The following is a 22216-nucleotide window of genomic DNA, read 5'->3' as shown; positions in this document are numbered from 1 at the left end:
TTTATTGAAAAAAAGATACTTTTTCTTTCAATGATTCACGGTATTTTTCTTCATAGTCGTATAAAGGCGTCGGATAATCACCATTAAAATAAGCCATACATAACCCAGAATAAGGAGCTGCTTCTTTTAATCCGATTGCTTGGATCAATCCATCCTCACTCAAAAATTCCAATGAATCTGCTTCGATACATTGTCTGATTTCTTCGATACTATGATTCGCTGCAATTAGTTCTTTTCTCGTTTGAATATCGATGCCGTAAAAACAAGGATATTTTAACGGTGGTGAAGCAATTCGTACATGAACCTCTTTTGCTCCTGCTTCTTTTAATAGACGTACGATTCGCCGGCTCGTTGTTCCTCTAACGATCGAATCATCCACCATCACGATTCGTTTGCCTTTAACAACTCCTCTGACAGCCGAAAGTTTCATCCTGACACCCTGTTCCCTTAACGCTGGTGTAGGTTGAATAAAGGTTCTGGCAATGTATTGATTTTTTACTAGTCCAATCTCATAAGGGATGCCACTAGCTTCGGCATAGCCACTGGCTGCTGATAGCGAAGAATTTGGAACACCTACAACCATGTCAGCATCAATTGGCGCTTCCTGTGCTAAATTTCTCCCCATATTTTTACGAGCAGTGTGTACATTGACACCAGCGATATTTGAATCTGGTCGTGCAAAGTAGATATATTCCATGGGACAAATCGCTAACTGGGTTTCGGTCGTATAAGTATCGATCGTGTAGCCTGAGTCATCAATGATCACTACTTCCCCTGGACGAACATCTCGAATAAACCGCGCACCGATGACTTCCAGTGCACAAGTTTCAGAAGCAATCACATATGCACCATTTTTCATTTGACCGATTGCCAAAGGTCGAAAACCATTCGGATCAAGAGCGGCGATCATGGCATCTTCTGTTAAAAGCAAATAGGCAAATCCGCCTTTCACTTCATTTAATGCTTCTTTTAAACGATCGAGCAATGTTGTTTTTTTACTTCGACGAATCAAATGCATCAAAATCTCTGTATCTGAATTGGAATGGAAAATCGCACCGTCTTTTTCTAACGACGTTCTCAACGAACGGGCATTCGTAAGATTACCATTGTGAGCTAGACCGATTGACTGGTCATAAAATTTAAATAAAAAGGGTTGGATATTGTCCACACTACCATTACCTGCTGTAGCATAACGCACATGTCCAATCGCTGCTTGTCCAGAGAGTGCAGCTAGCTTTCTTTGATCTTTGAAAACTTCTGAGAGTAAACCTAGATCCCGGTGTCCTACTAGTTTCCCTTGATCATTTGAAACGATCCCAGCACCTTCTTGACCACGGTGCTGAAGACTATGAAGCCCAAAATACGTTACGCTAGATGCTTCTTGATGTCCCCAGACACCAAACACCCCACATTCTTCATTTAAACTTTTTACTTCATAAGACATTCGATTGCGTCCTCCCAGCATTTTTTAGCTGTTGTAACAGCTAGATGGATTTCCCCATCACTTGCTTGGATCACGATATTACTTGACTCAGTCACTTTACCGATACAACTTGCTTTTTCGCCCATCAAACGTTCAAATTCCTCACGATCTTCTGGAAGGATGGTGACCACAAATCTTGATTGTGTCTCTGAAAAAAGTTGTGCTGTCGTCAGATTTACTGTGACATCTAATCCCAATTGGGTACCAAAAGCTGCTTCAGCCAACGCCACAGCCAAACCGCCTTCCGAACAATCATGCGCACTGGTTACCACTCCTGCTTGAATAGCCGCCAGTAGACTTTCTTGGTTTTGTTGTTCCGTCAATAGATCAAAATGCTCGATGTCCCCTTCAATTTTTCCTAATTGCATTTTTTGCAATTCACTACCATTGAAATCGTCATAAGTTTCACCAACAAGATAAATCAAATCATCCGCCATTTTGAAAGATTGAGTGGTGATGTGTTGGTGGTCTTTGATCAATCCGACCATGCCGATCATCGGGGTAGGATAAATCGCTTTGCCATCCGTTTCATTGTATAAAGAAACATTCCCGGAGATCACAGGTGTCGCAAAGACTTCACATGCTTTGGCAATCCCGTCTGCTGATTTGACCAGTTCCCAAAATACTTCTGGCTTATCAGGAGAACCATAATTCAAGCAGTCTGTGATCGCCAATGGACGTCCGCCACTAGCTACAATGTTTCTGGCAGCCTCTGCAACAGCAATTTGGCCACCTATCTCGGGGTTTAAGTAAAGGTAGCGGGCATTACAGTCAGTCGTCATAGCAATTGCTTTTTCAGTTCCACGAATACGCAATACGGCAGCATCACTTCCAGGGGAAACTACTGTATTGGTTTGTACTTGAGAATCATAGGTTTCATAAATCGCATGTTTTGAAGCTATTGTCGGTTGTTTCAATAAATCTAGCAATAATTGATTCGCATCTTCAATGATTGGTTGATATTGCCCTAACTGTTTAAATTTTTCGATTCGAGCGGGTTCTTGCACTGCCTTTTCATAAACAGGTGCATCTTCGGCTAAGGCATCAACTGGTAAGTTAGCCACTTCTTCCCCATGATGGTACAAGCGATACAAGCCATCATCGGTGACTTCTCCAATCGTAACAGCATCCAAATCATATTTTTTAAACAATTCTTTGACTCTTTCCTCTGCCCCAGCTTTTACACAAATCAACATTCGTTCCTGTGATTCTGAAAGCATCATTTCGTAAGGAGTCATATTTGTTTCTCGTTGTGGCACATCGTCTAATGTCAAAATCAAACCAGATCCAGCTTTTGATGCCATTTCCGAACTTGAAGAAACCAATCCAGCAGCGCCCATGTCTTGGATCCCTACTAAAATGTCCGCATGTTCCAGGATCAATTCTAAGCAAGCTTCAAGTAATAGTTTTTCCATAAAAGGATCGCCTACTTGAACTGCGGAACGTTGCTGTTCTTCTTCTTGACTGAACTCTTCTGAAGCAAAAGTCGCACCGTGAATGCCGTCGCGTCCTGTTTTCGCACCGACATACATGATCGAATTACCCACACCAGAAGCTTGCCCTTTTTGAATGTCTTTGTGATCGATCAATCCTACACACATGGCATTAACTAACGGATTCCCTTCATAACAAGGATCAAACGCTACTTCTCCTCCAACCGTCGGTATTCCGATACAATTACCATACCCAGAAATCCCTGCGACTACTTCTTCCAATAAGTACTTGGTTCGTGGTTGGTCTAACTCGCCAAAACGTAAGGAGTCAAGTAAAGCAATCGGACGTGCACCCATACTGAAAATATCACGGATGATCCCACCAACACCGGTTGCCGCTCCTTCATAAGGTTCTACTGCTGAAGGGTGATTATGACTTTCCGCTTTAAACACAACTGCTTGACCATCACCGATATCCACGATACCAGCTCCTTCTCCTGGACCTTGAAGAACATGCGGTCCACTTGTTGGGAATTTTCGTAAAATCGGTTTAGAATTTTTGTAAGAACAATGTTCACTCCACATGACTGAAAACAAACCTGTTTCGGTGTAGTTAGGCATTCTCCCCAATATATCTTCTTCGATCATTCGATATTCTTCATCTGTCAATCCCCATTCAGCATAAATTTTCTTTTCTTTGATCTCTAAGGGACTTGGTTCATTCCGTGTTTTCATCTTAGACAGTCACCTTTCCAAAATTTTTTAACATCGATGCAAAAAATCGTTTTCCGTCTTCTGATCCTAGTAACGCCTCCATTGCCCGTTCTGGATGAGGCATCATTCCCAACACATTTCCTGCTTTATTGGTGATCCCTGCAATATTTGCGACACTACCATTGATATTCTCAGCGTAAGTAAAAACGATTTGATTATTGGCTTTTAACTCTTGCAACGTTTGATCATCGCAAAAATAATTTCCTTCGCCATGAGCGACAGGCAGCTGAATGATCTCATCGGTTTCATACTCCGAAGTAAAGGCTGTCTGGTTGTTAACTTTCAAAGGAACAGTTTTGCAAATGAAGCGCAAAGAATCATTTTTTCTTAACACGCCTGGAAGAAGACCCGCTTCTGTAAGGATTTGAAACCCATTACATGTACCAAAGACTGGTTTTCCTTCCTCCGCAAAACGAACAACTTCTTTCATGATAGCTGAAAAACGCGCAATAGCTCCACAGCGTAAGTAATCGCCATAAGAAAAACCACCAGGGAGCAATACGCCGTCATAGCCTTGTAGAGAGGTTTCATCGTAACGAACATACTCAGCTTCTACTCCCACAATGTCACGAATTGCCCACAGCATATCCGCATCACAGTTCGAACCAGGAAAGACAATCACGGCAAATTTCATGCTAGATTCCCTCCAATTGTTCGATTTCATAACGATACGTTTCCATGTTGACGTTAGCTAATAGTTTGTCACAAATTCCTTCAATCGTTTCCTCTACTGCGCTAGCTTCTGCTGAAACTTGGATCTCAAAATATTTACCGATTCGGATATCTTCAACAGTTTCATATCCCAAACGATGGACCGCATTTTTCACTGCTTCTCCTTGAGGATCTAATACAGAATCTTTATAGGTGACATAAACTTTTACAAAATACATTTCATTTTCCCCTCTCATAAACCAACTTGTGTTAAACGTGTCAAAACTTCTTGATATACTGGGACAATCTCCCCAATTTTTCGTCGATAAACATCTTTGTCCATGTGTTCGTTTGTTTTCAGATCCCATAATCGACAAGTGTCAGGCGAAATTTCATCTCCTAATACGATTTCGCCCGTAGCTGTTTTCCCAAATTCCAGTTTGAAATCAATTAACTGTAAATCGATTTTCTCAAATAGTTGGATTAACAAATGATTGATTTTTCTAGCCTGTGTCTTTAATTCAGTAATTTCAGCTTCATCTGCAATTTGTAAAAACAGCACATGTTCATCATTGATAAATGGATCATCTAATTGATCGTCTTTGTAATAAAATTCGACAATTGGTGTGGGTAATTTTTGTCCTTCAGGAATTGCCAACCGTTTTGAAAAACTACCAGCTGCACTATTTCTGACTACCACTTCTAAGGGAAGAATATTTAATTTTTTCACTAATTGTTCGTCTTTTCCGATTTGTTGAATAAAGTGATTGGCAATCCCTTGTTCGGATAAATAATGGAAGACTTTACTTGTGATTTGATTGTTCAGTTCCCCTTTTCCATTTACTTGGTCTTTCATCAAGCCATTTAAAGCGGTAGCTTGGTCCAAGTATTCCACCCAAATCACCTGTTCATCTGAAGTATGGTACATTTTTTTGGCTTTTCCTTCATACAGCAAATCTTTCTGTTCCATTTCGACATCTCCTTAAATTCTTGACGATCACAACAAATATTATTTTTTTGTTCGTCTTTTCACTTTAAATTTTAACAAGTGTTTTTATCCTGTTCAATAAAAACATGTACATTTATAGCATTAAAATTGTCTAATGTTCGTGTTTAATCAAAAAAATTCTTCCCTGGAAAAATAATAAGCGTTTACACCTATAATAATTGATGCTATAGTAGGATTAGAATGATTCTGGATATTTATTCAAGGAATTCAAGGAGGTAGCGAAATGGAAGAGGCCGCAGTTTGTGCCCAATGTTTTTTAATGGATTTATCGCCCGAGGAAACGTCACGTTTATATAATGACCTGTTGTCTATCAAAGATGTCTACTTATGTAATAAAGATACGAGTTTTTATACCTTCAGAAAAATCCGTCGTGCGGCAAAGCGCCATACTGAGTGTCGAAAGCGCACATTTGAATATCAAACATTTTCTGAACATCAACTCGTGATCAGTCAGATACACGAACAAAAATTATTCAAAAATCATTATCGTATCCAAGTCACTTATGATCAGCAAGAATTTGATTATACTTTTATCGAAGAATTATTGAGTTTGCTTCATACTAAACATTTTAACTATTCCGCTCAAGCCCTTTACGGATAGTTTTCTCATGCTATTATCAAGCAACATCATGAAATGAATCAAAATAGCTAAAAAGAACCCCGACCAGTTGAGTTATTTGTGTCAAGGTTCTTTTTTATTACATTTCAGTAAAAGAGTGGCTGCTTCTAGCAATCCGAAGCAAGCCACTCATTTTGATTATTTGTCTTTTTCTCCTAAACCAACACGGTCAAAGATCACATCCACATTTTTCAGGTGATGATGGTAGTCAAATGCGTCATCGATCTCTTCTTTTGTTAAAACAGAAGTAACCGTTGGATCCTCTTCAAGTAAAGGTCTAAATTGAACTTGATGATCCCATGCATAAGCTGTTTTAGGTTGAACCAAGTCGTAAGCTTCTTCTCTTGTCATACCTTTGTCAATCAGTTTCAACATCACACGTTGACTATAGATCAAGCCAAAAGTAGCTTCCATGTTACGTTTCATATTCTCAGGAAAGACCGTCAGATTTTTTACGATATTTCCAAAACGATTCAACATATAGTCCAATAAAATTGTTGTATCAGGTAAAATGATTCGTTCTGCTGACGAATGAGAGATATCTCTTTCATGCCACAACGAAACATTTTCATAGGCTGTGACCATATGACCACGAATCACTCGAGCAAGTCCAGCCATGTTTTCTGAACCGATTGGGTTTCGTTTATGAGGCATTGCTGAAGACCCTTTTTGTCCTTTAGCGAAGAACTCTTCTACTTCTCTCGTTTCTGATTTTTGCAAACCACGGATTTCTGTTGCAAAACGTTCGATGCTGGTAGCAATCAATGCCATAGTCGCAAAGTACTCTGCGTGGAGATCACGTGGGAGCACTTGCGTAGATATCTCTTGCGGACGAATCCCTAATTTTTCACACACATATTCTTCAATAAATGGCGGAATGTTCGCAAATGTTCCTACCGCTCCTGATATCTTACCTGCTTCAACACCTTTGGCTGCATGCTCAAAACGTTCAATATTTCGTTTCATTTCTGAATACCAAGTAGCTAATTTCAAGCCAAATGTCGTTGGTTCAGCATGAACGCCATGCGTTCTTCCCATCATCACTGTGTACTTATGTTCTTTAGCTTTTTCACCAATAATTGCCGTAAAACGTTTCAAATCATCTCGTAAAAGATCATTTGCTTGTTTGATTTGATAGCCATAAGCTGTATCCACGACATCAGTACTCGTTAAGCCGTAGTGGACCCACTTACGTTCTTCGCCTAATGTTTCAGAAACTGCTCGAGTAAAGGCAACAACGTCGTGACGTGTTTCCTTTTCAATTTCCAAAATACGTTCAATATCAAAAGATGCATGTTCACGAATTTTTTTGACATCTTCTTTAGGAATTTCTCCTAATTCTGTCCATGCTTCGTCAGCTAAAATTTCTACCTCCAGCCAAGCTTGGTATTTGTTTTGTTCTGTCCAGATATTGCCCATTTCAGGTCGTGTATAACGTTCTAACATCAATTTTTCTCCTTTAATCCCAAATATTGGTTTTCTTTATTTCATCCAAAGTTTGTTGAATGTCTTCAGTTACGATAGTAATATGCCCCATTTTACGACCCTTTTTCGCTTGTGCTTTCCCATAAAAATGAAATTGCCAATCTGGTTTTTTATCGATCAAATGATAGCTTTCTAATAACTGCTCGCCCAATACATTGACCATCACTGCCTCACTCAATAAACGGACTTTTTTACTTAATGGCCAACCACATATTCCCCGAATATGGGCATCAAATTGACTCATCGAGCATGCTTCAATGGAGTAATGTCCCGAGTTGTGAGGTCGTGGTGCTAATTCATTCACATATAAACCACCAGTTTTTGTTAAAAACATTTCAATGCAAAGTACGCCAGATAAGCTCATTCCTTCAGCGATGACTCGAGCAATCCGCTCTGCTTCTTCAACAACCTCATCAGCGATTGCTGCTGGTGCAATCGTTTCATGTAAAATGTTGTTACGGTGGATATTTTCGACCACTGGAAATGTACTATAATCCCCTTGTCCGTTTCCAGCAACTAAGATCGAGATTTCTTTTTCAAAGGGAATCCATGCTTCCAATACACAGGTCCCTTCCCTTAGTAAATCCATTGCTGGCGCAAGGTCTGCCCGACTTTTCAAGACGTATTGTCCCTTGCCGTCATATCCACCTCGTGTCGTTTTCAACACACAAGGATAACCAATACCATCAATGGCATCTTGAATATCGGTTGGACTTACAATTGTCGCATAAGGGGCAATAACGATATTATTCGTTTCTAAAAAAGATTTTTCTAAAAGACGATCTTGGGTGATCGCTAATAAATCAGTTCCTTGAGGAATAAACGACATAGAGGAAATGGCATTTAATGCTTCCACACTGACGTTTTCAAATTCATACGTGATAACATCTGTTTGTCTAGCAAGTTCTTCCAATGCAAAAGTATCATCGTATGTTCCTTGAATATACCAATCAGCTACTTGAGCTGCTGGACAATTCGTTACAGGATCAAGAACCCCGACTTTAAAGCCCATTTCTTTTGCACTGATCGCCATCATCAGTCCTAATTGTCCGCCACCGACAATTCCGATCGTTGATCCAGGCAACAAAGGTTTAACCAAGTTGATCACTACTTTCTATCACAGTTTCAGCTAACATTAACCGTCTTTTCGCTAACTTAGCCTCCAACTTTAAATCATACATTGAAAGCATCTCAACCGCAAGTAGTCCAGCGTTAATTGCCCCCGCTTTTCCAATCGCCGTCGTTGCCACAGGAACACCACCAGGCATCTGGACAATAGATAATAGCGAATCTAATCCGTTCAATGTTCGTGTTTGTACCGGAACGCCAATTACTGGTAAGGTTGTTTGAGAAGCCACCATTCCTGGCAGATGAGCGGCTCCACCTGCTCCAGCAATGATTACTTTGATTCCCCTTGCTCGTGCTTCTTTGGCATACTGAAACATCAAATCAGGTGTACGATGCGCAGAGACGACTTTCTTTTCATAAGCCACCTCAAACTCTTCTAGAATCTCGCAAGTATTTTTCATCGTTTCCCAATCAGATGTACTCCCCATAATTACCGCAACCTTGATTGTCATACATTTCTCCTTTCTCTACTTTCACATTCATATTTTAGCAATCGATTTTTTTGATGTCAAAGAATTTTCGAATATTATAAAGATTTTCAGCTTTAATGTTCGGTATTTATATCAGCAAAAAAACGAGAGTGAGACAATCGTTCTTTCTCAAAAAGAAAATAAGTTCGATTTTGATGTTTATTGTCAAAATCGAACTTATTTTTTCTGTTATGCGCACTTTCCTCTCCATATATTTTCCTTATTTCCTTAAATTTAATGCCATCAGTGCCAAACCAATATCTATCGTTGCTCCTTGTTTCCCACGCAAATGGAAACGATGGAACGCCAAGTGAGCCTTCAGATATCCGAATGCGGGTTCGACATCCATTTTTCGTTTCCGATAAATCGAACCAGTTTTCTCCTCTAGAAGCTTTTTTCTGCATTCTGCTTTGAAATAGCGCCAATTATTATTTACTTGAATTTTTCGCTTTTGTTCACTTTTCACACGCGTACATTGACGACGAACTGGACAGTTCCGACAATCCTCACATTCATAGATTTTGAAATCTCGAATAAAGCCGCCTTTCTCTTTTCTGCGACTATAATTTTTGAACGGTACCGGACGATTCGCCGGGGTCTTGTTCTTCAAGATAACGCCAATTCTCCACGTTAAACGGATTCTCCTTGTCCTTCTTTTTATTTTCTTTGTAATAACTGCCATAGGTAATCAAGGGAGTTATATGTAGAACATCGTTGATATACATGTAAATTTCTTCGCTACCATACCCTGCATCTGCCACAATGTACTCCGGCAACTCCTTATGTTGGTCTAAAAAACTATCTAAAAATGGCTTCAATATTTTGGTGTCTGTGGGATTCGGAAATAATTCATAGCTCAAAACATACTGATTTTCGGTGGTGATTTGTAAATGATAACCTGGTTTGAGCTGTCCATTTCGCATATAATCGTCTTTCATCCGCATAAAGGCGGCATCAGTAAATGTTCTACATCTAGTGGTAAAGTTGTTTGGTTGATGGTATTATTTTTAAACATAAAGCACACTCCTTTGATTTTTGTTTAAGCACTTGAATCATACAAGGTTGTGTGCTTTTTGTGTGCCTTAAAATCAAAAAAAAATGGGACAATAATCAGATTTTTTCTGACTATTGTCCCACTCTCTAATCTTAGTATGTTTTTGTAAATGGAAACAATAAATTTCGTGGGAACTATCATATCCTTTGTATAGATTTATGTAATTATCCATTATACAAGTAGAAGAAAAGAGTAGTTTTTCATCTTTTCCTAACAAAAGAAATTATTAGAATATAACTATAATCTTAACGTGTTAAGATTGAACTATGAATAAAAATAGAGGAGTGAAGAGATGAAAGAATGGTATGAAGGGTTTCACTTTACAAAAGATGAGATTAACAGTCAAAGAAAAATAACTGAAAAAGCAAAACAAGCCCTTAATGTGAAACATGAATATTCATCAGCGAGCAAAGTGGCGAAAGAAAACTACGAAAAAGAAAATAAATGCTTGGAATATATGAAAAGTCATCATCAAGAAGAAAAGGATCAATCAGCATTTAGCGCAAAAGAAATAGATGAAGCAAAAGTACAAGTGTATAAATTGGAAATGCAGCATGCTCGGATATCCGATCCTTTTGGCAATGAAGCATTAAAAATATCAGAAAAACTTAAATATGCCAAAAACAGATACAATCATATGGAAAACATAAATAAACCCAAAGTACAACGACAGCAAAAAGCGAAAGAGACAGAACAAGCAGCGGCTAATTTGGGCACGTTACAAGCACTGAGAGAACAAAGAGAAGAACCTGATGATAAAAAAATTAAGGTGTATATGGACAATTTTAAAAAGTCAAACAACCAGTTAGAAGCAAAATACAATAACTTAACTACTAACAGTCCTGATAAAAATGGAAAACTCAAAGAAAACCAATTTGAGGAAATCACAAACACTGTGCAGTATGTTAAAGATAATAAACATAAAATGTCCCTGCTAGATAAAAAAGAGTCTAGAATCCAAGATAAATTAAGTAATGAAAAAGAGAGCCGAAAGAACATAAAAAATCAAATAAATGAAATAGATAATTCGTCATTTTTCAATAAAATTATAGTGTATTTTACAGGAGAGAAGAGAGATTTAACGAAAAAATTAGACACAAAAGATCAAAATATAGTAACTTATAATAAAGAATTGAGTACGATATCTGTAGATAAAGCATCATATATAATGGAGAGTGAAGCAGCAATAGATAAAATGTTATCCATAAGTCAAGAAAAACAGGCTGAGCTTAATGCTTTAAAAACGAATCTCAAAACTTTGATGAATGAGGTGAATCATTTATCTAAAAATACACAAGTAACCCAACAAATTGATCCCAAATTCAAGGATGATTTGACAAACTTAGAAAATTCGAATAAAACACTTTCGGAAAAAATTAAGAATTCAATAAAAATAGTTCAAAATTTAGCTGACCAAAAAAAGGAATTTGCAACAATGAGGGGTCAAAGTACATTTATTGATCTAAAAGAAAATGCGAAGGAAAAACAAAGTGAAATTGTAAGTCAAGGGAAACAACCTGAAAAAAGTAAACAACCAGATAAATCAGAGCGGGGTTCCTCTTTTGCATAGCATAAATAGCATATAATAAGTATAGAATATTGATTTTAGCGTATACATAAAGAAATAAACTAGAACGAGGTTGAGACAAAGGTATTTAGCGTCAAGAAATAAGCAGGAATTTCCAAAATTTGCTTTTCAACTTTTTGGTCAATCCCTGCTTATTTTTCGAAGATGTTACTTTTGTCTCAGTCTCATTTTTAGGACGATTCAAGTTATTTTTTTGCTAATGCTTCTTCAATAATCTCTTCATCTTTTTTCAACCCGTTAAAAACAAGATTCAAAACGATCGCTGTCACGCTACTCATGACGATCCCATTCCCCGTAAACATTTGAACTGTTGGGGGTAATTGGCTAAATAAAGTCGGCATAATATTGAATCCTAAGCCAAAACCAATCGAAACAGCAGTAATCAAGAGATTTTTGTCATTCGTAAAATCAACTTCCATCAACATCCGAATACCTTGAACAGCAACCATCCCAAACATGACTAACATACCGCCACCTAGAACTGGCTCTGGAATGATTTGTGCTAAAGCACCTATTTTAGGAAATAATCCAAGAATAATCAAAAAAATTGCAGAGAAATAAATTGGTTTTCTTGTCTTGATACCAGAAAGTTGGACTAGCCCAACATTTTGAGAAAAACCAGTGTAAGGGAAAGTATTGAAAATCCCACCTAAAATAACCGCCAGACCTTCGGCACGATAGCCTTTTTTCAATTCTTCTTCGCCCACTTTTTGTCCAGTGATATCCCCTAGCGCAAAGTAAACACCTGTTGACTCTACCATACTCACAATAGAAATAATGATCATCAACAAGATCGACCAGACATCAAAAGTTGGTTTTCCAAAATAAAAAGGTTGAGGCACGTGAAAAACAGGTGCTTGACCAATCGCACTTAAATCCACCATTCCCAGTACAGCAGCTAAAATACTCCCGCCAACTAAACCGATCAGTACAGCAATCGAGCGAACAAACCCTTTAGCTAACATTTGTACTCCGACGATCAGTGCAATTGTAACGAAAGCTAGCAATAAATTGGTTTGATTTCCAAAATTAGTCGCAGATGAATCGCCACCGCCCATTTTTTCGATTGCAACTGGAATCAACGTCAACCCAATCACGGTAATGACCGTCCCAGTCACGATCGGCGGAAATAATCGTTTGATCTTTGAGAAAAATCCAGACACTAAAACAACAAAAATACCAGAAGCGATAATCGAACCATAAATTGCCCCAACACCTTGGTCGCTCCCAATTAGGATCAGTGGTGCAACTGCTTGAATGGCACAACCTAAAACAACTGGCAACCCAATACCAAAAAAACGATTAACCGTCAATTGTAATAATGTTGCTAAGCCACACATAAAAATATCAATCGAGATCAAGTACGTCATTTGCTCTTGATTAAACCCTAGTCCCGTACCGATCAGCAAAGGAACAGCAACTGCCCCAGCATACATTGCTAAGAGATGTTGTAAACCTAATACTGCGGCTTGGCCATTTTTTGTTTCTTTCTCCACCTTTATGCATCCTCCTCAAGAAATTCAACTTGTCCGTTGGATAATGCCGCAATTCGTGCCAATGAAACAACTTTCAAGCCCATTTCTTCTAATAGCTGACGGCCATCTTGGAACGATTTTTCAATCAGGATGCCGATCCCTTCGACTCCTGCACCTGCTTGGCGGCACAATTCAACCAACCCTTTCGCCGCTTGACCGTTCGCTAAGAAATCATCAATGATTAAAACCTTGTCCTCTGCAGATAAAAATTTACGAGAGATAGAAATCGTACTAGTCACTTGTTTTGTAAAGGAATAAACAGAAGTAGTCAGCAATTCTTCATCCATCGTCAAGCTTTTGGCTTTTCTGGCAAAAATCATTGGTACATTTAATGTCTGTGCCACAAATAAAGCTGGTGCAATTCCAGAAGCTTCAATCGTTACCACTTTAGTGATTCCTTGATCTTTGAAAACTTCCGCAAATCGTTGGCCTATTTGTTCCATTAATACCGGATCCACTTGATGCGTCACAAAGCTATCTACTTTTAAGACGCCTTCACCTAGCACACGGCCATCTTTTTGAATACGTTCCACTAATTCTTTCACTTTATTTTCCCCTTTTTCATTTATTGATATCAAAGCTAACCACTATTCGACCTCATGGATCACCCTTTCAAGGTTTCAAGCTCGTGCGAAATACGCAAAAATGCCTGCTTTTTAAACAAAAAAACCCTTTTACTAAATAAGTAAAAAGGGTGCAAGACACTCTTTCACTTATAGTCCAGCATTTACGGTGCTGGCTAGAAACTGTCATCCTTATCATGACGATATATAAGTGGGCTATATCACTACGTTCCTTCGATCCTCTTAAGAAACAAAATAGTGATCTATTTTGCTCAAGTAGTCTAGAAGTAGCTTTAATAAAATATGTTGATTGGTTCAAGCATTCATAATCGTTGTTTGGCACTTTTAATGTTAGCTTTTGTTCCAAACGATGAAAACAGTTTAACATCTGTTTCAGAAAGTGACAACCAACTTTCACTATTTTTTTCTAAAATCTAATATTTTTGATCTCACTCAGCAAGGTTGTTCGGTATTTATGACAGAAATAAAGAGAAAAAAGAGAATTTACGTGAGTGCCACGATTTTTTCTCTTTTTTGACTTGTTTTTGATTATTATGATTCCTCTTGCTTTTCAAGTTGTCGATACTTTTCCATTTTATGACTAAATAATTCCCCGTTACTTGGAGGAGTATAGGTAATAGCGTTCGCTCCAGCTTTGATCGTATCCAAGATGCTTTGATCTGTTGGACCACCAGTAGCAATAATCGGTAGTTCCGGATACTTTTCTCGGAAAAATTTTACCGTTTCAGTTGTTTCTTTCCCTGCACTGATATTGATGATCGTAATACCTGCTGCCAATTTTTCATCGATTTCTGTATATTTCGATGTCACTGTACTAATCACTGGGATATCCACTGCACGACAAACTTCTTGAACTGTTTCAAGTGGTGTGGGTGCATTTAAAACGACTCCTAACGATCCTTGCGCTTCAGCGAATAAGCTCATGTAAGAAGAGCGCGTGCCTTGCGTTAGACCTCCGCCAACACCTGAAAATACTGGAATGTCTGCTGCTTCGATAATACTTTTAGTGATTGCAGGATGCGGAGTAAATGGGTACACAGCAATCACGGCATTTGCATTTGTATTCCGGACAATTGCTATATCAGTAGTAAAAATAATCGATCGGATCAGTTTTCCAAAAATCTTAATACCACTTGCCTCCATAATGACCTCCGGTACTCTAACGATATCTTTTCGTAGCTCGGTCATAATTTCAGGGGTAAATTGCTCTGCCATCTTGCCACTCCCTTTTTCATAGTTATTGATCATATTGATCCAAGTGATAGGTTTCAATGACTTGGATAATTTTTTGTGCGTAGGAAGGGTCAGTTGCGTAGCCTGCGTCTTGCAGTGCTTGGGCAGCTTCACGATAGTTCGTAGCCGTGATCACTTTTTCATATAATGCTGGATTCCAATCTACCCCATTCACAAAAAGTTGTGTGTGAGAGTCCATCGATTGTTCCCATGAATCATACACACGAAAATCTCCTTGGATCGTGACCCATTCTTCATTCACAAATTCCTTTGTTTCTAAATTGACCTTTTTTTGATCACCATATGCTTTAATTCCAAAAAGATTATTGTATTGACTGGCTAACGTACTCTCGCCCCAGTTTGATTCAAGAATTGCCTGACCTAAAATGATACTTGGGAGAACGCCATAGCCGGTTTGTAATTCTTTCGCATGAGGAGCTAATCGATCAATAAATTGTTGATGTGTTTGTGCCTCATTGTTATTCTGTTCTTGCCCAACAATAGGCGCTGACAAGCCTCGTAAAGAGAGAACAAAAGCTATCATCAACAATATTCCACCAAAAATCACAGCAATCAAGCGTAATGAATTACGTTTTTGTTTCTTCCATTTTTTTTTGGCCATTCACTACTCCTATTTCTTTTGTAATTGTTCTAAGTATTCTTCTAATGTGATATCATGTTTCGAAATATAGGCCGCACTTTCTTCTCCAACATAACGTAGGTGCCATGGTTCATACGTGATTTTTGTAATATCTTGACGATCTTTAGGATAACGTATGATAAATCCATATTTAGGCGCATTTTCAGCAATCCATTTTGCCCCTGGTTGATCTCCATAACTTGCCTCTAAAAGCTGTGAAGGATAATTATTATACCAATTTTCATCCACTACATCGACCGCTAAGCCTGTATGATGTTCGCTATGTCCAGGGACGGTGATTGTTTGTTTCGTGATTGCTGTCGCCTCTTCTTCTGAAACATGTTGACTACTCATCACTTCTTGGACATTTTGTGTAAACACCTGTTGCTGTGCTGCAACCGAACGATATGCGGAGACCATCACTAAAGGAAACCCTGCAGATTGTGCTGCTTTCGCAAAATCTTCATAATGGGATTCGATACGTTTATCGATCAAATAACCATTGGGCAGTGATGCCAGTTGCGTGTCTTCATTGATTTCTTTTTCGATTTTATGATCAGGTCCTACCAAGACAAGATCCCAATCGGTCGATTGAACCTTTGGTAGATCTTCACTTTTTTTGGTTGAATCCTTCACTTTAGTTTCTTTGGAACTCTTTGTTGTCTGTTTGGTTACTTGTTCAGTTGTTTGATTTTCTGCTTGGACGTCAGATTTCATGTGTTGCTCGCTTACAAAGATGTACCCCATTGCGGCAACCATGATCACAACTGCTCCAAACCCTAAAACTTTATTCACTCTTAAAAATCCTCTCATTCCTTTTTATGTTCATTTTTTTCATGAACATAGGTTTCTTCCAAATTCTCGTTTACCCAATCCAACAGTTCCAATTTCTCGCCTTCGATCTGTCTTTGAACGTCTGCAGGTAATCGAAAGTTCAAGATGTCGTCATAACCCCATTCATCATAATTAATACTTACCTTCAAGTCAAGGAACCCTGTAAGATATTGATCGTTTTTTAATGGAATCAATTCGACTTTGGCAGGACCATCCGTTAACCATTTTTGAGCGATTCTCGTTTTGATTTGTTTATACTCTGCCACTGCAGTCGTCCTTTTTTCAGGGAAAATGATCGTTTGTCGTAAAATCTTTTGCGTAAGCATCCATTCATAATCAGTAAACAGGTTTTTGATTTTCTGCATGGTTTCAGATGGAAGGTTCTTCTCTCCTCGTTTCCAGCCTTCCCACTGCGCTTCGTCAATTACTAAATAGTCCTCTAAAAAATTCTTTTCTGTTGCGTACTGTTCCAGTAATACACTAAGAATCAAATCAACATAAACTTGATGCATAAAAGTTTCCCCCTCTACTCATTTTACTTAAATTTCAAAAAAATTCACTACGGCTTTACTTTTTCTTATTAAAGTACTCTAACACAAATTTTAACGATTCATTTGGTATAATTAAACAAGGACAATGGCATTTTTTCATTTCATTCACTATATTAAATATAACACGAGAAGGAGTTTTGAAGTATGAAAAAGTATCAATGGGGAATCATTGGCTTAGGAAATATTGCACATGAGTTTGCGGAACATTTTGACCAAGAAACAAGCGAGTTGGCAGCAGTTGCTTCACGAACAATAGATAAAGCAGAAGCATTTGCACAACGCTATCATATTCCTAAAGCATATGGTAGTTATCAAGAAATGCTTAATGACCAAGAAATCGATATTATTTATATTGCCGTTCCCAATCGTCAACATAGTCAACATATCATGGAAGCATTAGCAGCGAATAAGCATGTTTTATGTGAAAAAGCGATCACCATGAATAAAAAAGAACTGACCGAAGCAATGAAATTAGCAGAAGAAAAGAATCTAGTGTTAGCAGAAGCGATGACGATTTTCAATATGCCATTGTATCAACAGTTACGTTCTTTGATCGATACAAACAAGCTTGGGGCATTAAAAATGATTCAAGCACCATTTGGCAGCTATAAAGATCCCGACCCAACCAATCGCTTTTTCAATCCTGAATTAGCTGGTGGTGCTTTATTAGATATTGGGACATATGCCGTCTCGTTTGCTCGTTTCTTTTTGAGCTCTCAACCAGAAGTTATTGCATCAACAATGGTACCATTTGAAACAGGTGTGGATGAACAGTCAGTGACTATTTTAAGGAATAAAGAAAATGAGTTAGCAACGATCAGTCTGACTTTCCAAGCCAAAATGCCTAAAGTGGGAATCGTTGCCTTTGAAGAAGGCTATATCACCATCACCGATTACCCTCGTGCGGATCGTGCGGAGATCATCTTCAATGACGGGACAAAAGAATGGATCGAAAGCGGCAGCACCGCGCAAGCCATGAATTATGAAATCGAAAATATGGTCAAAACTATTAAAGGCGAACTCCCTAACCGTTCGTTGTTTCTGACCCACGATGTCATCGAAATCCTTGATGGGATGCAAAAACTTTGGCAAAAATAAGCTCCTTGAAATAAGCTGGAATTTTTCAAAAACATGAAAAGCTGTTTAAGCAACGGAGACATCCCCAATGCTTAAACAGCTTCTCTTTATTTCATTCATTGAACTGAATAATTTAACCAATCGATTGTTGCGAAAATTCCGCTTTGATTTCAATAAAGCTCTTAAAGGATTGCAAAAATTGAAACAATTCTGCTCGATCTTCAAATTCTAAACGTTCTTTGGGCATAGCCATGTCCCGATATAGTTCGTAGACTTCTTCAATCCGCTTCAATAATTCTTTTCCATCATTTTTTTCGGAAAAAGTTTCTGCAGTATAAACCAACAAGCCGTAAATATGCTTGCCATAAGGAACCGGGTCTTGGATTCGATCCAGATTCCCCTGCATATCTTTGATCACGTTGATTTGGGTTCGACGCATGGAAAAATACGTTTCATAGTATTGCGTTTGTTTCACCCAGTAATTCTCTTGGTACTTCCTAGCATCGCTCTGACTTTCTCTTACGAAAGCCAACAATTTATCACAAAGCAGTTGATTGTTGGTATTTCTTCCAGTCAGTAGGAAATCAGCCATGTTGTTTAAAATGATACGAAACTCTTCTTCGATCAATTGTTGATTTTTTTGTAGCTGTTTTTTGATATCCGGCATATAGATATTCGCTACTAATGCAAAAAAGACACCGATAGCCATTAAACTTGCTGCATTACCGATCAACGACCAACTCATATTTTTTTCACTTAAATAGTGTGTGACTAGCACAGAATTTACGACAATTCCATCCGTCAATTTTAACCCAACAGTCAGAGGAATAAACAGTAGTAGGAACAAGCCAAACCCCAAGATCGTATAATCAAAAATAAAAAAACTAATAAAAGCAATCACAGTTGCTAAAATAAATGCCGTAATCCTTAACATCCCAGTTCTTAAAGTTGAACGTTTCGTGTTGCCCACACTTAACAAAGCAATGATTCCTGCTGAAGGCCAAAACAATAATGAAAACATTTGGGCGGTAACCATGGACAACATACTACTAACCACTGTTTTCACGGTCCTCATTCCGATACGCATAAGCAACCCCTCTCTTTTCTTAGAATTATACTAAAAGACTTAGCTAAAAACTAGCAATCTCTTTAAAAGTTCGTTATCCTATTAAAAAGGACTAAAAGGAGAATAAGCGATGGAATTTGGCCGTTTTCGTTTAGGAATGCGAACAATAAAAAGCGCATTAGCAGTTTTTTTATGTATTTTATTTTTCCACGTCACTGATCGAGGACTACCGATGATTGCTGCATTGTCAGCTGTTTTTTCCTTGCGCCAAGATTTAACCACTACTGTTTCCTTTGGTCGTTCAAGAATCATTGGCAATTCAATCGGCGGCTTTCTCGGAATCATCTATTTTTTAGTAAAGAACTATTTTCACAATGATTTTTTAGTGGAATTATTTCTGCTGCCGGTTCTAGTGGTCATCGTCATCGTGGTATCTGACGGAATCAATAATAATTCTGGGATCATCTCAGCAATCGCCACTTTGTTGTTGATTGCCCTGAGCGTTCCCCAAGGCGAATCCTCTTTATATGCGATCCAGCGAGTCTTAGACACATTCATTGGAACCTTTATCGCCATCGGAATCAATTTCTTTCTCCGTCCACCTGAGACAGAAAAGAAAGAAGAGCTTGTAGAAGACTTAGTTGAGCTGCAAAAAAAAGAAGCGTTGCTTAGAGAAAATTTGGCAGAAGTCGAAGAACAGATCAAAAAACACAAAAATAGCTAATACATAAATAAACAAACCAGTCTCTTCAACATGAAAGAAACTGGTTTGTTTATTTTTCTAACTAATTTTAGCGATAATTATTCTGCTTGATCGGGTTGTTCCCCGTTTTCATAGAGATTAACTTGTTTCATCGTTCCACGATTAGAGAGATTTTCGATAATGTCTTTGATATCTAATCCTGTTGTTTCTTTCAACGTTTCTTGAGTGGAAGCTAAGAGATTGGTAGCATAGTTAGTCACCCGGTTCGCTCCGCCATTTTCGCTTGACCCGTTACTGGTATCAACCACTGAGATTTTCTCAATGTTTCCTAATGGTTGTGCTGCTTCTTTCATTAATTGTGGTAACATCTCGATTACCATACTCAAGACCGCTGCTTCACCATATTCTTTGAACGCATCTGCGATTTTGGCTTTGGCTTCAGCTTCGGCCGCTCCTTTGGCTAAAGTCGCTTCCGCTTCCGCTTGACCAGCTAACCGGGTTTTATTGGCTTCGGCTTGTGCCAGTGCTTCAACGCGGAATTGTTCAGCTTCGGCTTCAGTTACTTCTTTTACCTTTTGAGCTTGTGCTTCTTGTTCTTTGGCATAACGATCCGCATCGGCTTTTTTCTTCACTTCTGAATCGTATTGTTTCTCACGACGAATGATTTCTTTTTCTTCTAATTCAATTTGTTTTTGTCGTTCAATGACTTTTACTTCCATTTCTTGTTCAACAACATGTTGTTGCGCCCGAGCGCTTTCCAAGTTATAGGCTTGGTCTGCTTTGGCTTTTGCAATATCTTGTTCTTGCTTGTAAGAAGCTAGTTTTAATTCTTTTTCTTTGATTGATTCTGCAATTTCCGTCTGTCTTTGTAGTTCCGCTGCTTGAGAATCTTTTTCAGCTTCTGCTTTTTTAATACGTGTTTCTTTTAACGCTTCTGCTTCCGCAATATCTGCGTCACGTTTCACTTGGGCGATCCGTGGTTTCCCTAAAGAATCTAAGTAACCGTTTTTATCACGAACTTCTTTGATCGTAAACGAAACAATGATCAATCCCATTTTCGCTAAATCAACAGATGCCACTTCTTGAACGCTTTGACTAAATTTGTCGCGGTTTTGATAAATTTCTTCTACAGTCATGGAACCCAAAATGGAACGAAGATGCCCTTCCAAAACTTCTCTTGCTTCATTTTCAAGTTCCTCACGTGTTTTACCTAGAAACTGTTCTGCAGCAGTCGCAATTTCTTCCACTGAAGAACCAATCTTGATGATCGAGGTGCCATCACACATCACTGGTACCCCTTGTTCAGTATAGACTTCTGGCGTCGAAACATCTAACTTGCTTGACAAGAGACTGATCCGATTCGAGCGTTGGAAAACTGGTAAAACAAATGCCCCGCCACCACGAACGATTTTGATTTTATTATTACTTTCATCTGCGTGGACATTTTTACTGCCTAAATAACTCCCGCTAATAATTAATGCTTCATCTGGTTTGGCAGTTTGATATTTTGCTACAAAGACGATCAGTAACATTAAAATGATCAAGACTGCAATAGCAATTGCGATATAAACTCCTGATATTTCCATTTCTTATACACTCCTTCATATTTTTAGCATGCCTTCATAAGGCGTTACATAACAAACTCTTTCTTTTACTTCAATGATCAAGACCTGTTCTCCTTGCTTAGCTGGTGAACTTTGTGGGGCATAAAAGCATGCAGGTCGCGTAATCGAACCAGTCACACTTTTTAATTGGATCTCCCCCATCCCTTTTAATGGTATGGGTGTAACTACGATCGCCATCTGTCCTTCAAGAGTTTTTTCTGATGCCGACAACGTACTTTCAGCATTTTTCATCGGCATTCGGACATAAAAATTGAGCAAAAACACTAAAACAGTTGCAATCGCCCCACTTGAAATCAATAGAAACAGCGAATCTAATTCTGTTAAGCGTTCTCCTAAATACCCAAACAGGCTGGTAAAAGTTAGCCAAGGGACAATGAGTATCGGGTCAATTGGACCATCGAAATCAAAAATATCTCCAAAGACTAGCAGAAAAACTGCAATCCCCGCACAAGTTAAAAGTGTATACCAATAAATCGTCTCTAATGCCACCCCTCCAATCATGTAATCGCCTCCTCCTCTGTTTTGTTCTATCATACCAATAGAATAACTTTCTGTATAGTTTGATCGATAATTTTGTTTTACCAATTTCCCAATGACGATTTAGCCAGTGGGGCGGACACCCCACCGGCAACAAAAGAACTTTGATGCGATCGTTTATTATTTTTGTTCGCTTC

The 22216-nt window shown here is 38.5% G+C and carries 21 protein-coding genes, 1 pseudogene and 1 riboswitch; of the genes and pseudogenes, 4 read left to right on the top strand and 18 right to left on the bottom strand.

All coding sequences use genetic code 11. The features are described 5' to 3' along the window. Position 1: 1 nt before the first annotated feature. From purF to purC, 5 genes are read right to left on the bottom strand one after another with little or no spacing between them, the layout of a single operon-like run. Positions 2-1444 carry an amidophosphoribosyltransferase gene (purF, locus tag IGK91_RS05280; RefSeq protein WP_113803546.1) on the bottom strand — a complete coding sequence of 481 codons (1443 nt, stop codon included), beginning with the start codon at positions 1442-1444 and terminating at the stop codon, positions 2-4. Further along, positions 1429-3651 (bottom strand): phosphoribosylformylglycinamidine synthase subunit PurL, encoded by a 2223-nt coding sequence (gene purL, locus IGK91_RS05275; protein ID WP_010737439.1) that lies wholly within the window; start codon positions 3649-3651, stop codon positions 1429-1431. Before purL ends, purF begins: the two co-directional genes overlap by 16 nt. Position 3652: 1 nt before the next feature. Further along, positions 3653-4324, bottom strand: a complete 672-nt coding sequence (purQ, locus tag IGK91_RS05270; protein WP_010737438.1) for a phosphoribosylformylglycinamidine synthase subunit PurQ — start codon at positions 4322-4324, stop codon at positions 3653-3655. A 1-nt stretch (position 4325) separates the two neighbouring features. Continuing rightward, positions 4326-4580: a phosphoribosylformylglycinamidine synthase subunit PurS gene (purS, locus tag IGK91_RS05265; RefSeq protein ID WP_010737437.1), complete on the bottom strand. Its 255-nt coding sequence runs from the start codon at positions 4578-4580 to the stop codon at positions 4326-4328. Positions 4581-4594: 14 nt separating this feature from the next. Next, positions 4595-5311 (bottom strand): phosphoribosylaminoimidazolesuccinocarboxamide synthase, encoded by a 717-nt coding sequence (gene purC, locus IGK91_RS05260; RefSeq protein ID WP_034700365.1) that lies wholly within the window; start codon positions 5309-5311, stop codon positions 4595-4597. Positions 5312-5573: 262 nt separating this feature from the next. Between purC and IGK91_RS05255 the strand changes: the two genes are divergently transcribed. Further along, entirely contained in the window at positions 5574-5951 is a 378-nt protein-coding gene (locus IGK91_RS05255) for a hypothetical protein (protein ID WP_010737435.1), read from the top strand. Between the two features lie 156 nt (positions 5952-6107). On the opposite strand, the gene purB is transcribed toward IGK91_RS05255, so the two are convergent. From purB to IGK91_RS05235, 4 genes and pseudogenes are all read right to left on the bottom strand, one after another. After that, on the bottom strand, positions 6108-7415 hold the full coding sequence (purB, locus tag IGK91_RS05250; RefSeq protein WP_081129369.1) for an adenylosuccinate lyase: 1308 nt from the start codon (positions 7413-7415) through the stop codon (positions 6108-6110). Positions 7416-7428: 13 nt separating this feature from the next. Then, entirely contained in the window at positions 7429-8553 is a 1125-nt protein-coding gene (gene purK / locus IGK91_RS05245) for a 5-(carboxyamino)imidazole ribonucleotide synthase (protein WP_181934243.1), read from the bottom strand. After that, positions 8546-9034, bottom strand: a complete 489-nt coding sequence (purE, locus tag IGK91_RS05240; protein ID WP_010719389.1) for a 5-(carboxyamino)imidazole ribonucleotide mutase — start codon at positions 9032-9034, stop codon at positions 8546-8548. The genes purK and purE overlap by 8 nt, the downstream gene beginning before the upstream one ends. 106 nt (positions 9035-9140) lie before the next feature. Further along, positions 9141-10017, bottom strand: a pseudogene (locus tag IGK91_RS05235) (transposase); the annotation flags it as partial. 381 nt (positions 10018-10398) lie between these two features. Here IGK91_RS05235 and IGK91_RS05230 point away from each other — a divergent pair. Further along, the gene (locus tag IGK91_RS05230; RefSeq protein WP_181934242.1) at positions 10399-11676 is read left to right on the top strand and encodes a hypothetical protein; all 1278 of its coding nucleotides are present in this window, start codon (positions 10399-10401) and stop codon (positions 11674-11676) included. A 203-nt stretch (positions 11677-11879) separates the two neighbouring features. Here IGK91_RS05230 and IGK91_RS05225 read toward each other — a convergent pair whose 3' ends face one another. From IGK91_RS05225 to IGK91_RS05200, 6 genes are all read right to left on the bottom strand, one after another. Continuing rightward, a complete protein-coding gene (locus tag IGK91_RS05225; protein ID WP_010737429.1) occupies positions 11880-13190 on the bottom strand; it encodes a nucleobase:cation symporter-2 family protein in 1311 nt (436 codons plus the stop codon). Positions 13191-13192: 2 nt separating this feature from the next. After that, a complete protein-coding gene (locus IGK91_RS05220; RefSeq protein WP_010719393.1) occupies positions 13193-13774 on the bottom strand; it encodes a xanthine phosphoribosyltransferase in 582 nt (193 codons plus the stop codon). A 151-nt stretch (positions 13775-13925) separates the two neighbouring features. Further along, a riboswitch (purine riboswitch) is annotated at positions 13926-14023 on the bottom strand. 321 nt (positions 14024-14344) lie between these two features. Beyond that, positions 14345-15028 carry a hydrolase gene (locus IGK91_RS05215; protein WP_081123447.1) on the bottom strand — a complete coding sequence of 228 codons (684 nt, stop codon included), beginning with the start codon at positions 15026-15028 and terminating at the stop codon, positions 14345-14347. A 22-nt stretch (positions 15029-15050) separates the two neighbouring features. After that, a complete protein-coding gene (locus tag IGK91_RS05210) occupies positions 15051-15668 on the bottom strand; it encodes a glycoside hydrolase family 73 protein (protein WP_081123448.1) in 618 nt (205 codons plus the stop codon). 9 nt (positions 15669-15677) lie between these two features. After that, positions 15678-16481, bottom strand: coding sequence for a M15 family metallopeptidase (locus tag IGK91_RS05205; RefSeq protein WP_010737426.1), 804 nt, complete (start codon positions 16479-16481; stop codon positions 15678-15680). Positions 16482-16495: 14 nt separating this feature from the next. Further along, on the bottom strand, positions 16496-17032 hold the full coding sequence (locus tag IGK91_RS05200; RefSeq protein ID WP_014834723.1) for a hypothetical protein: 537 nt from the start codon (positions 17030-17032) through the stop codon (positions 16496-16498). A 183-nt stretch (positions 17033-17215) separates the two neighbouring features. Between IGK91_RS05200 and IGK91_RS05195 the strand changes: the two genes are divergently transcribed. Next, complete coding sequence (locus IGK91_RS05195; RefSeq protein ID WP_010737424.1) at positions 17216-18169, top strand: Gfo/Idh/MocA family protein; 954 nt, start codon at positions 17216-17218, stop codon at positions 18167-18169. A gap of 112 nt (positions 18170-18281) precedes the next feature. On the opposite strand, the gene IGK91_RS05190 is transcribed toward IGK91_RS05195, so the two are convergent. Then, on the bottom strand, positions 18282-19235 hold the full coding sequence (locus IGK91_RS05190) for an aromatic acid exporter family protein (RefSeq protein WP_010737423.1): 954 nt from the start codon (positions 19233-19235) through the stop codon (positions 18282-18284). A gap of 109 nt (positions 19236-19344) precedes the next feature. Here IGK91_RS05190 and IGK91_RS05185 point away from each other — a divergent pair, with 109 nt between their 5' ends. Further along, positions 19345-19938, top strand: coding sequence for an FUSC family protein (locus IGK91_RS05185; RefSeq protein WP_010719400.1), 594 nt, complete (start codon positions 19345-19347; stop codon positions 19936-19938). Between the two features lie 77 nt (positions 19939-20015). Here the strand turns inward: IGK91_RS05185 and IGK91_RS05180 are convergent, their stop codons facing one another. Together IGK91_RS05180 and IGK91_RS05175 are read right to left on the bottom strand one after the other, a co-directional pair. Further along, complete coding sequence (locus tag IGK91_RS05180) at positions 20016-21503, bottom strand: flotillin family protein (protein ID WP_010719401.1); 1488 nt, start codon at positions 21501-21503, stop codon at positions 20016-20018. A gap of 15 nt (positions 21504-21518) precedes the next feature. Then, positions 21519-22043 (bottom strand): NfeD family protein, encoded by a 525-nt coding sequence (locus IGK91_RS05175; protein ID WP_010719402.1) that lies wholly within the window; start codon positions 22041-22043, stop codon positions 21519-21521. Positions 22044-22216 lie beyond the last annotated feature (173 nt).

The organism is Enterococcus sp. DIV1208 (assembly GCF_050530455.1).
GTDB classification, from domain to species: domain Bacteria; phylum Bacillota; class Bacilli; order Lactobacillales; family Enterococcaceae; genus Enterococcus_B; species Enterococcus_B hirae.
This window is presented reverse-complemented; position numbering and strand designations above follow the sequence as displayed.

Bases quoted from the DNA above. Each gene is read 5' to 3' on its own strand.
- purF (WP_113803546.1), bottom strand. From the start codon at position 1,444: ATGTCTTATGAAGTAAAAAGTTTAAATGAAGAATGTGGGGTGTTTGGT.
- purL (WP_010737439.1), bottom strand. From the start codon at position 3,651: ATGAAAACACGGAATGAACCAAGTCCCTTAGAGATCAAAGAAAAGAAA.
- purQ (WP_010737438.1), bottom strand. From the start codon at position 4,324: ATGAAATTTGCCGTGATTGTCTTTCCTGGTTCGAACTGTGATGCGGAT.
- purS (WP_010737437.1), bottom strand. From the start codon at position 4,580: ATGTATTTTGTAAAAGTTTATGTCACCTATAAAGATTCTGTATTAGAT.
- purC (WP_034700365.1), bottom strand. From the start codon at position 5,311: ATGGAACAGAAAGATTTGCTGTATGAAGGAAAAGCCAAAAAAATGTAC.
- IGK91_RS05255 (WP_010737435.1), top strand. From the start codon at position 5,574: ATGGAAGAGGCCGCAGTTTGTGCCCAATGTTTTTTAATGGATTTATCG.
- purB (WP_081129369.1), bottom strand. From the start codon at position 7,415: ATGTTAGAACGTTATACACGACCTGAAATGGGCAATATCTGGACAGAA.
- purE (WP_010719389.1), bottom strand. From the start codon at position 9,034: ATGACAATCAAGGTTGCGGTAATTATGGGGAGTACATCTGATTGGGAA.
- IGK91_RS05230 (WP_181934242.1), top strand. From the start codon at position 10,399: ATGAAAGAATGGTATGAAGGGTTTCACTTTACAAAAGATGAGATTAAC.
- IGK91_RS05215 (WP_081123447.1), bottom strand. From the start codon at position 15,028: ATGGCAGAGCAATTTACCCCTGAAATTATGACCGAGCTACGAAAAGAT.
- IGK91_RS05210 (WP_081123448.1), bottom strand. From the start codon at position 15,668: ATGGCCAAAAAAAAATGGAAGAAACAAAAACGTAATTCATTACGCTTG.
- IGK91_RS05200 (WP_014834723.1), bottom strand. From the start codon at position 17,032: ATGCATCAAGTTTATGTTGATTTGATTCTTAGTGTATTACTGGAACAG.
- IGK91_RS05195 (WP_010737424.1), top strand. From the start codon at position 17,216: ATGAAAAAGTATCAATGGGGAATCATTGGCTTAGGAAATATTGCACAT.
- IGK91_RS05190 (WP_010737423.1), bottom strand. From the start codon at position 19,235: ATGCGTATCGGAATGAGGACCGTGAAAACAGTGGTTAGTAGTATGTTG.
- IGK91_RS05185 (WP_010719400.1), top strand. From the start codon at position 19,345: ATGGAATTTGGCCGTTTTCGTTTAGGAATGCGAACAATAAAAAGCGCA.
- IGK91_RS05180 (WP_010719401.1), bottom strand. From the start codon at position 21,503: ATGGAAATATCAGGAGTTTATATCGCAATTGCTATTGCAGTCTTGATC.
- IGK91_RS05175 (WP_010719402.1), bottom strand. From the start codon at position 22,043: ATGATTGGAGGGGTGGCATTAGAGACGATTTATTGGTATACACTTTTA.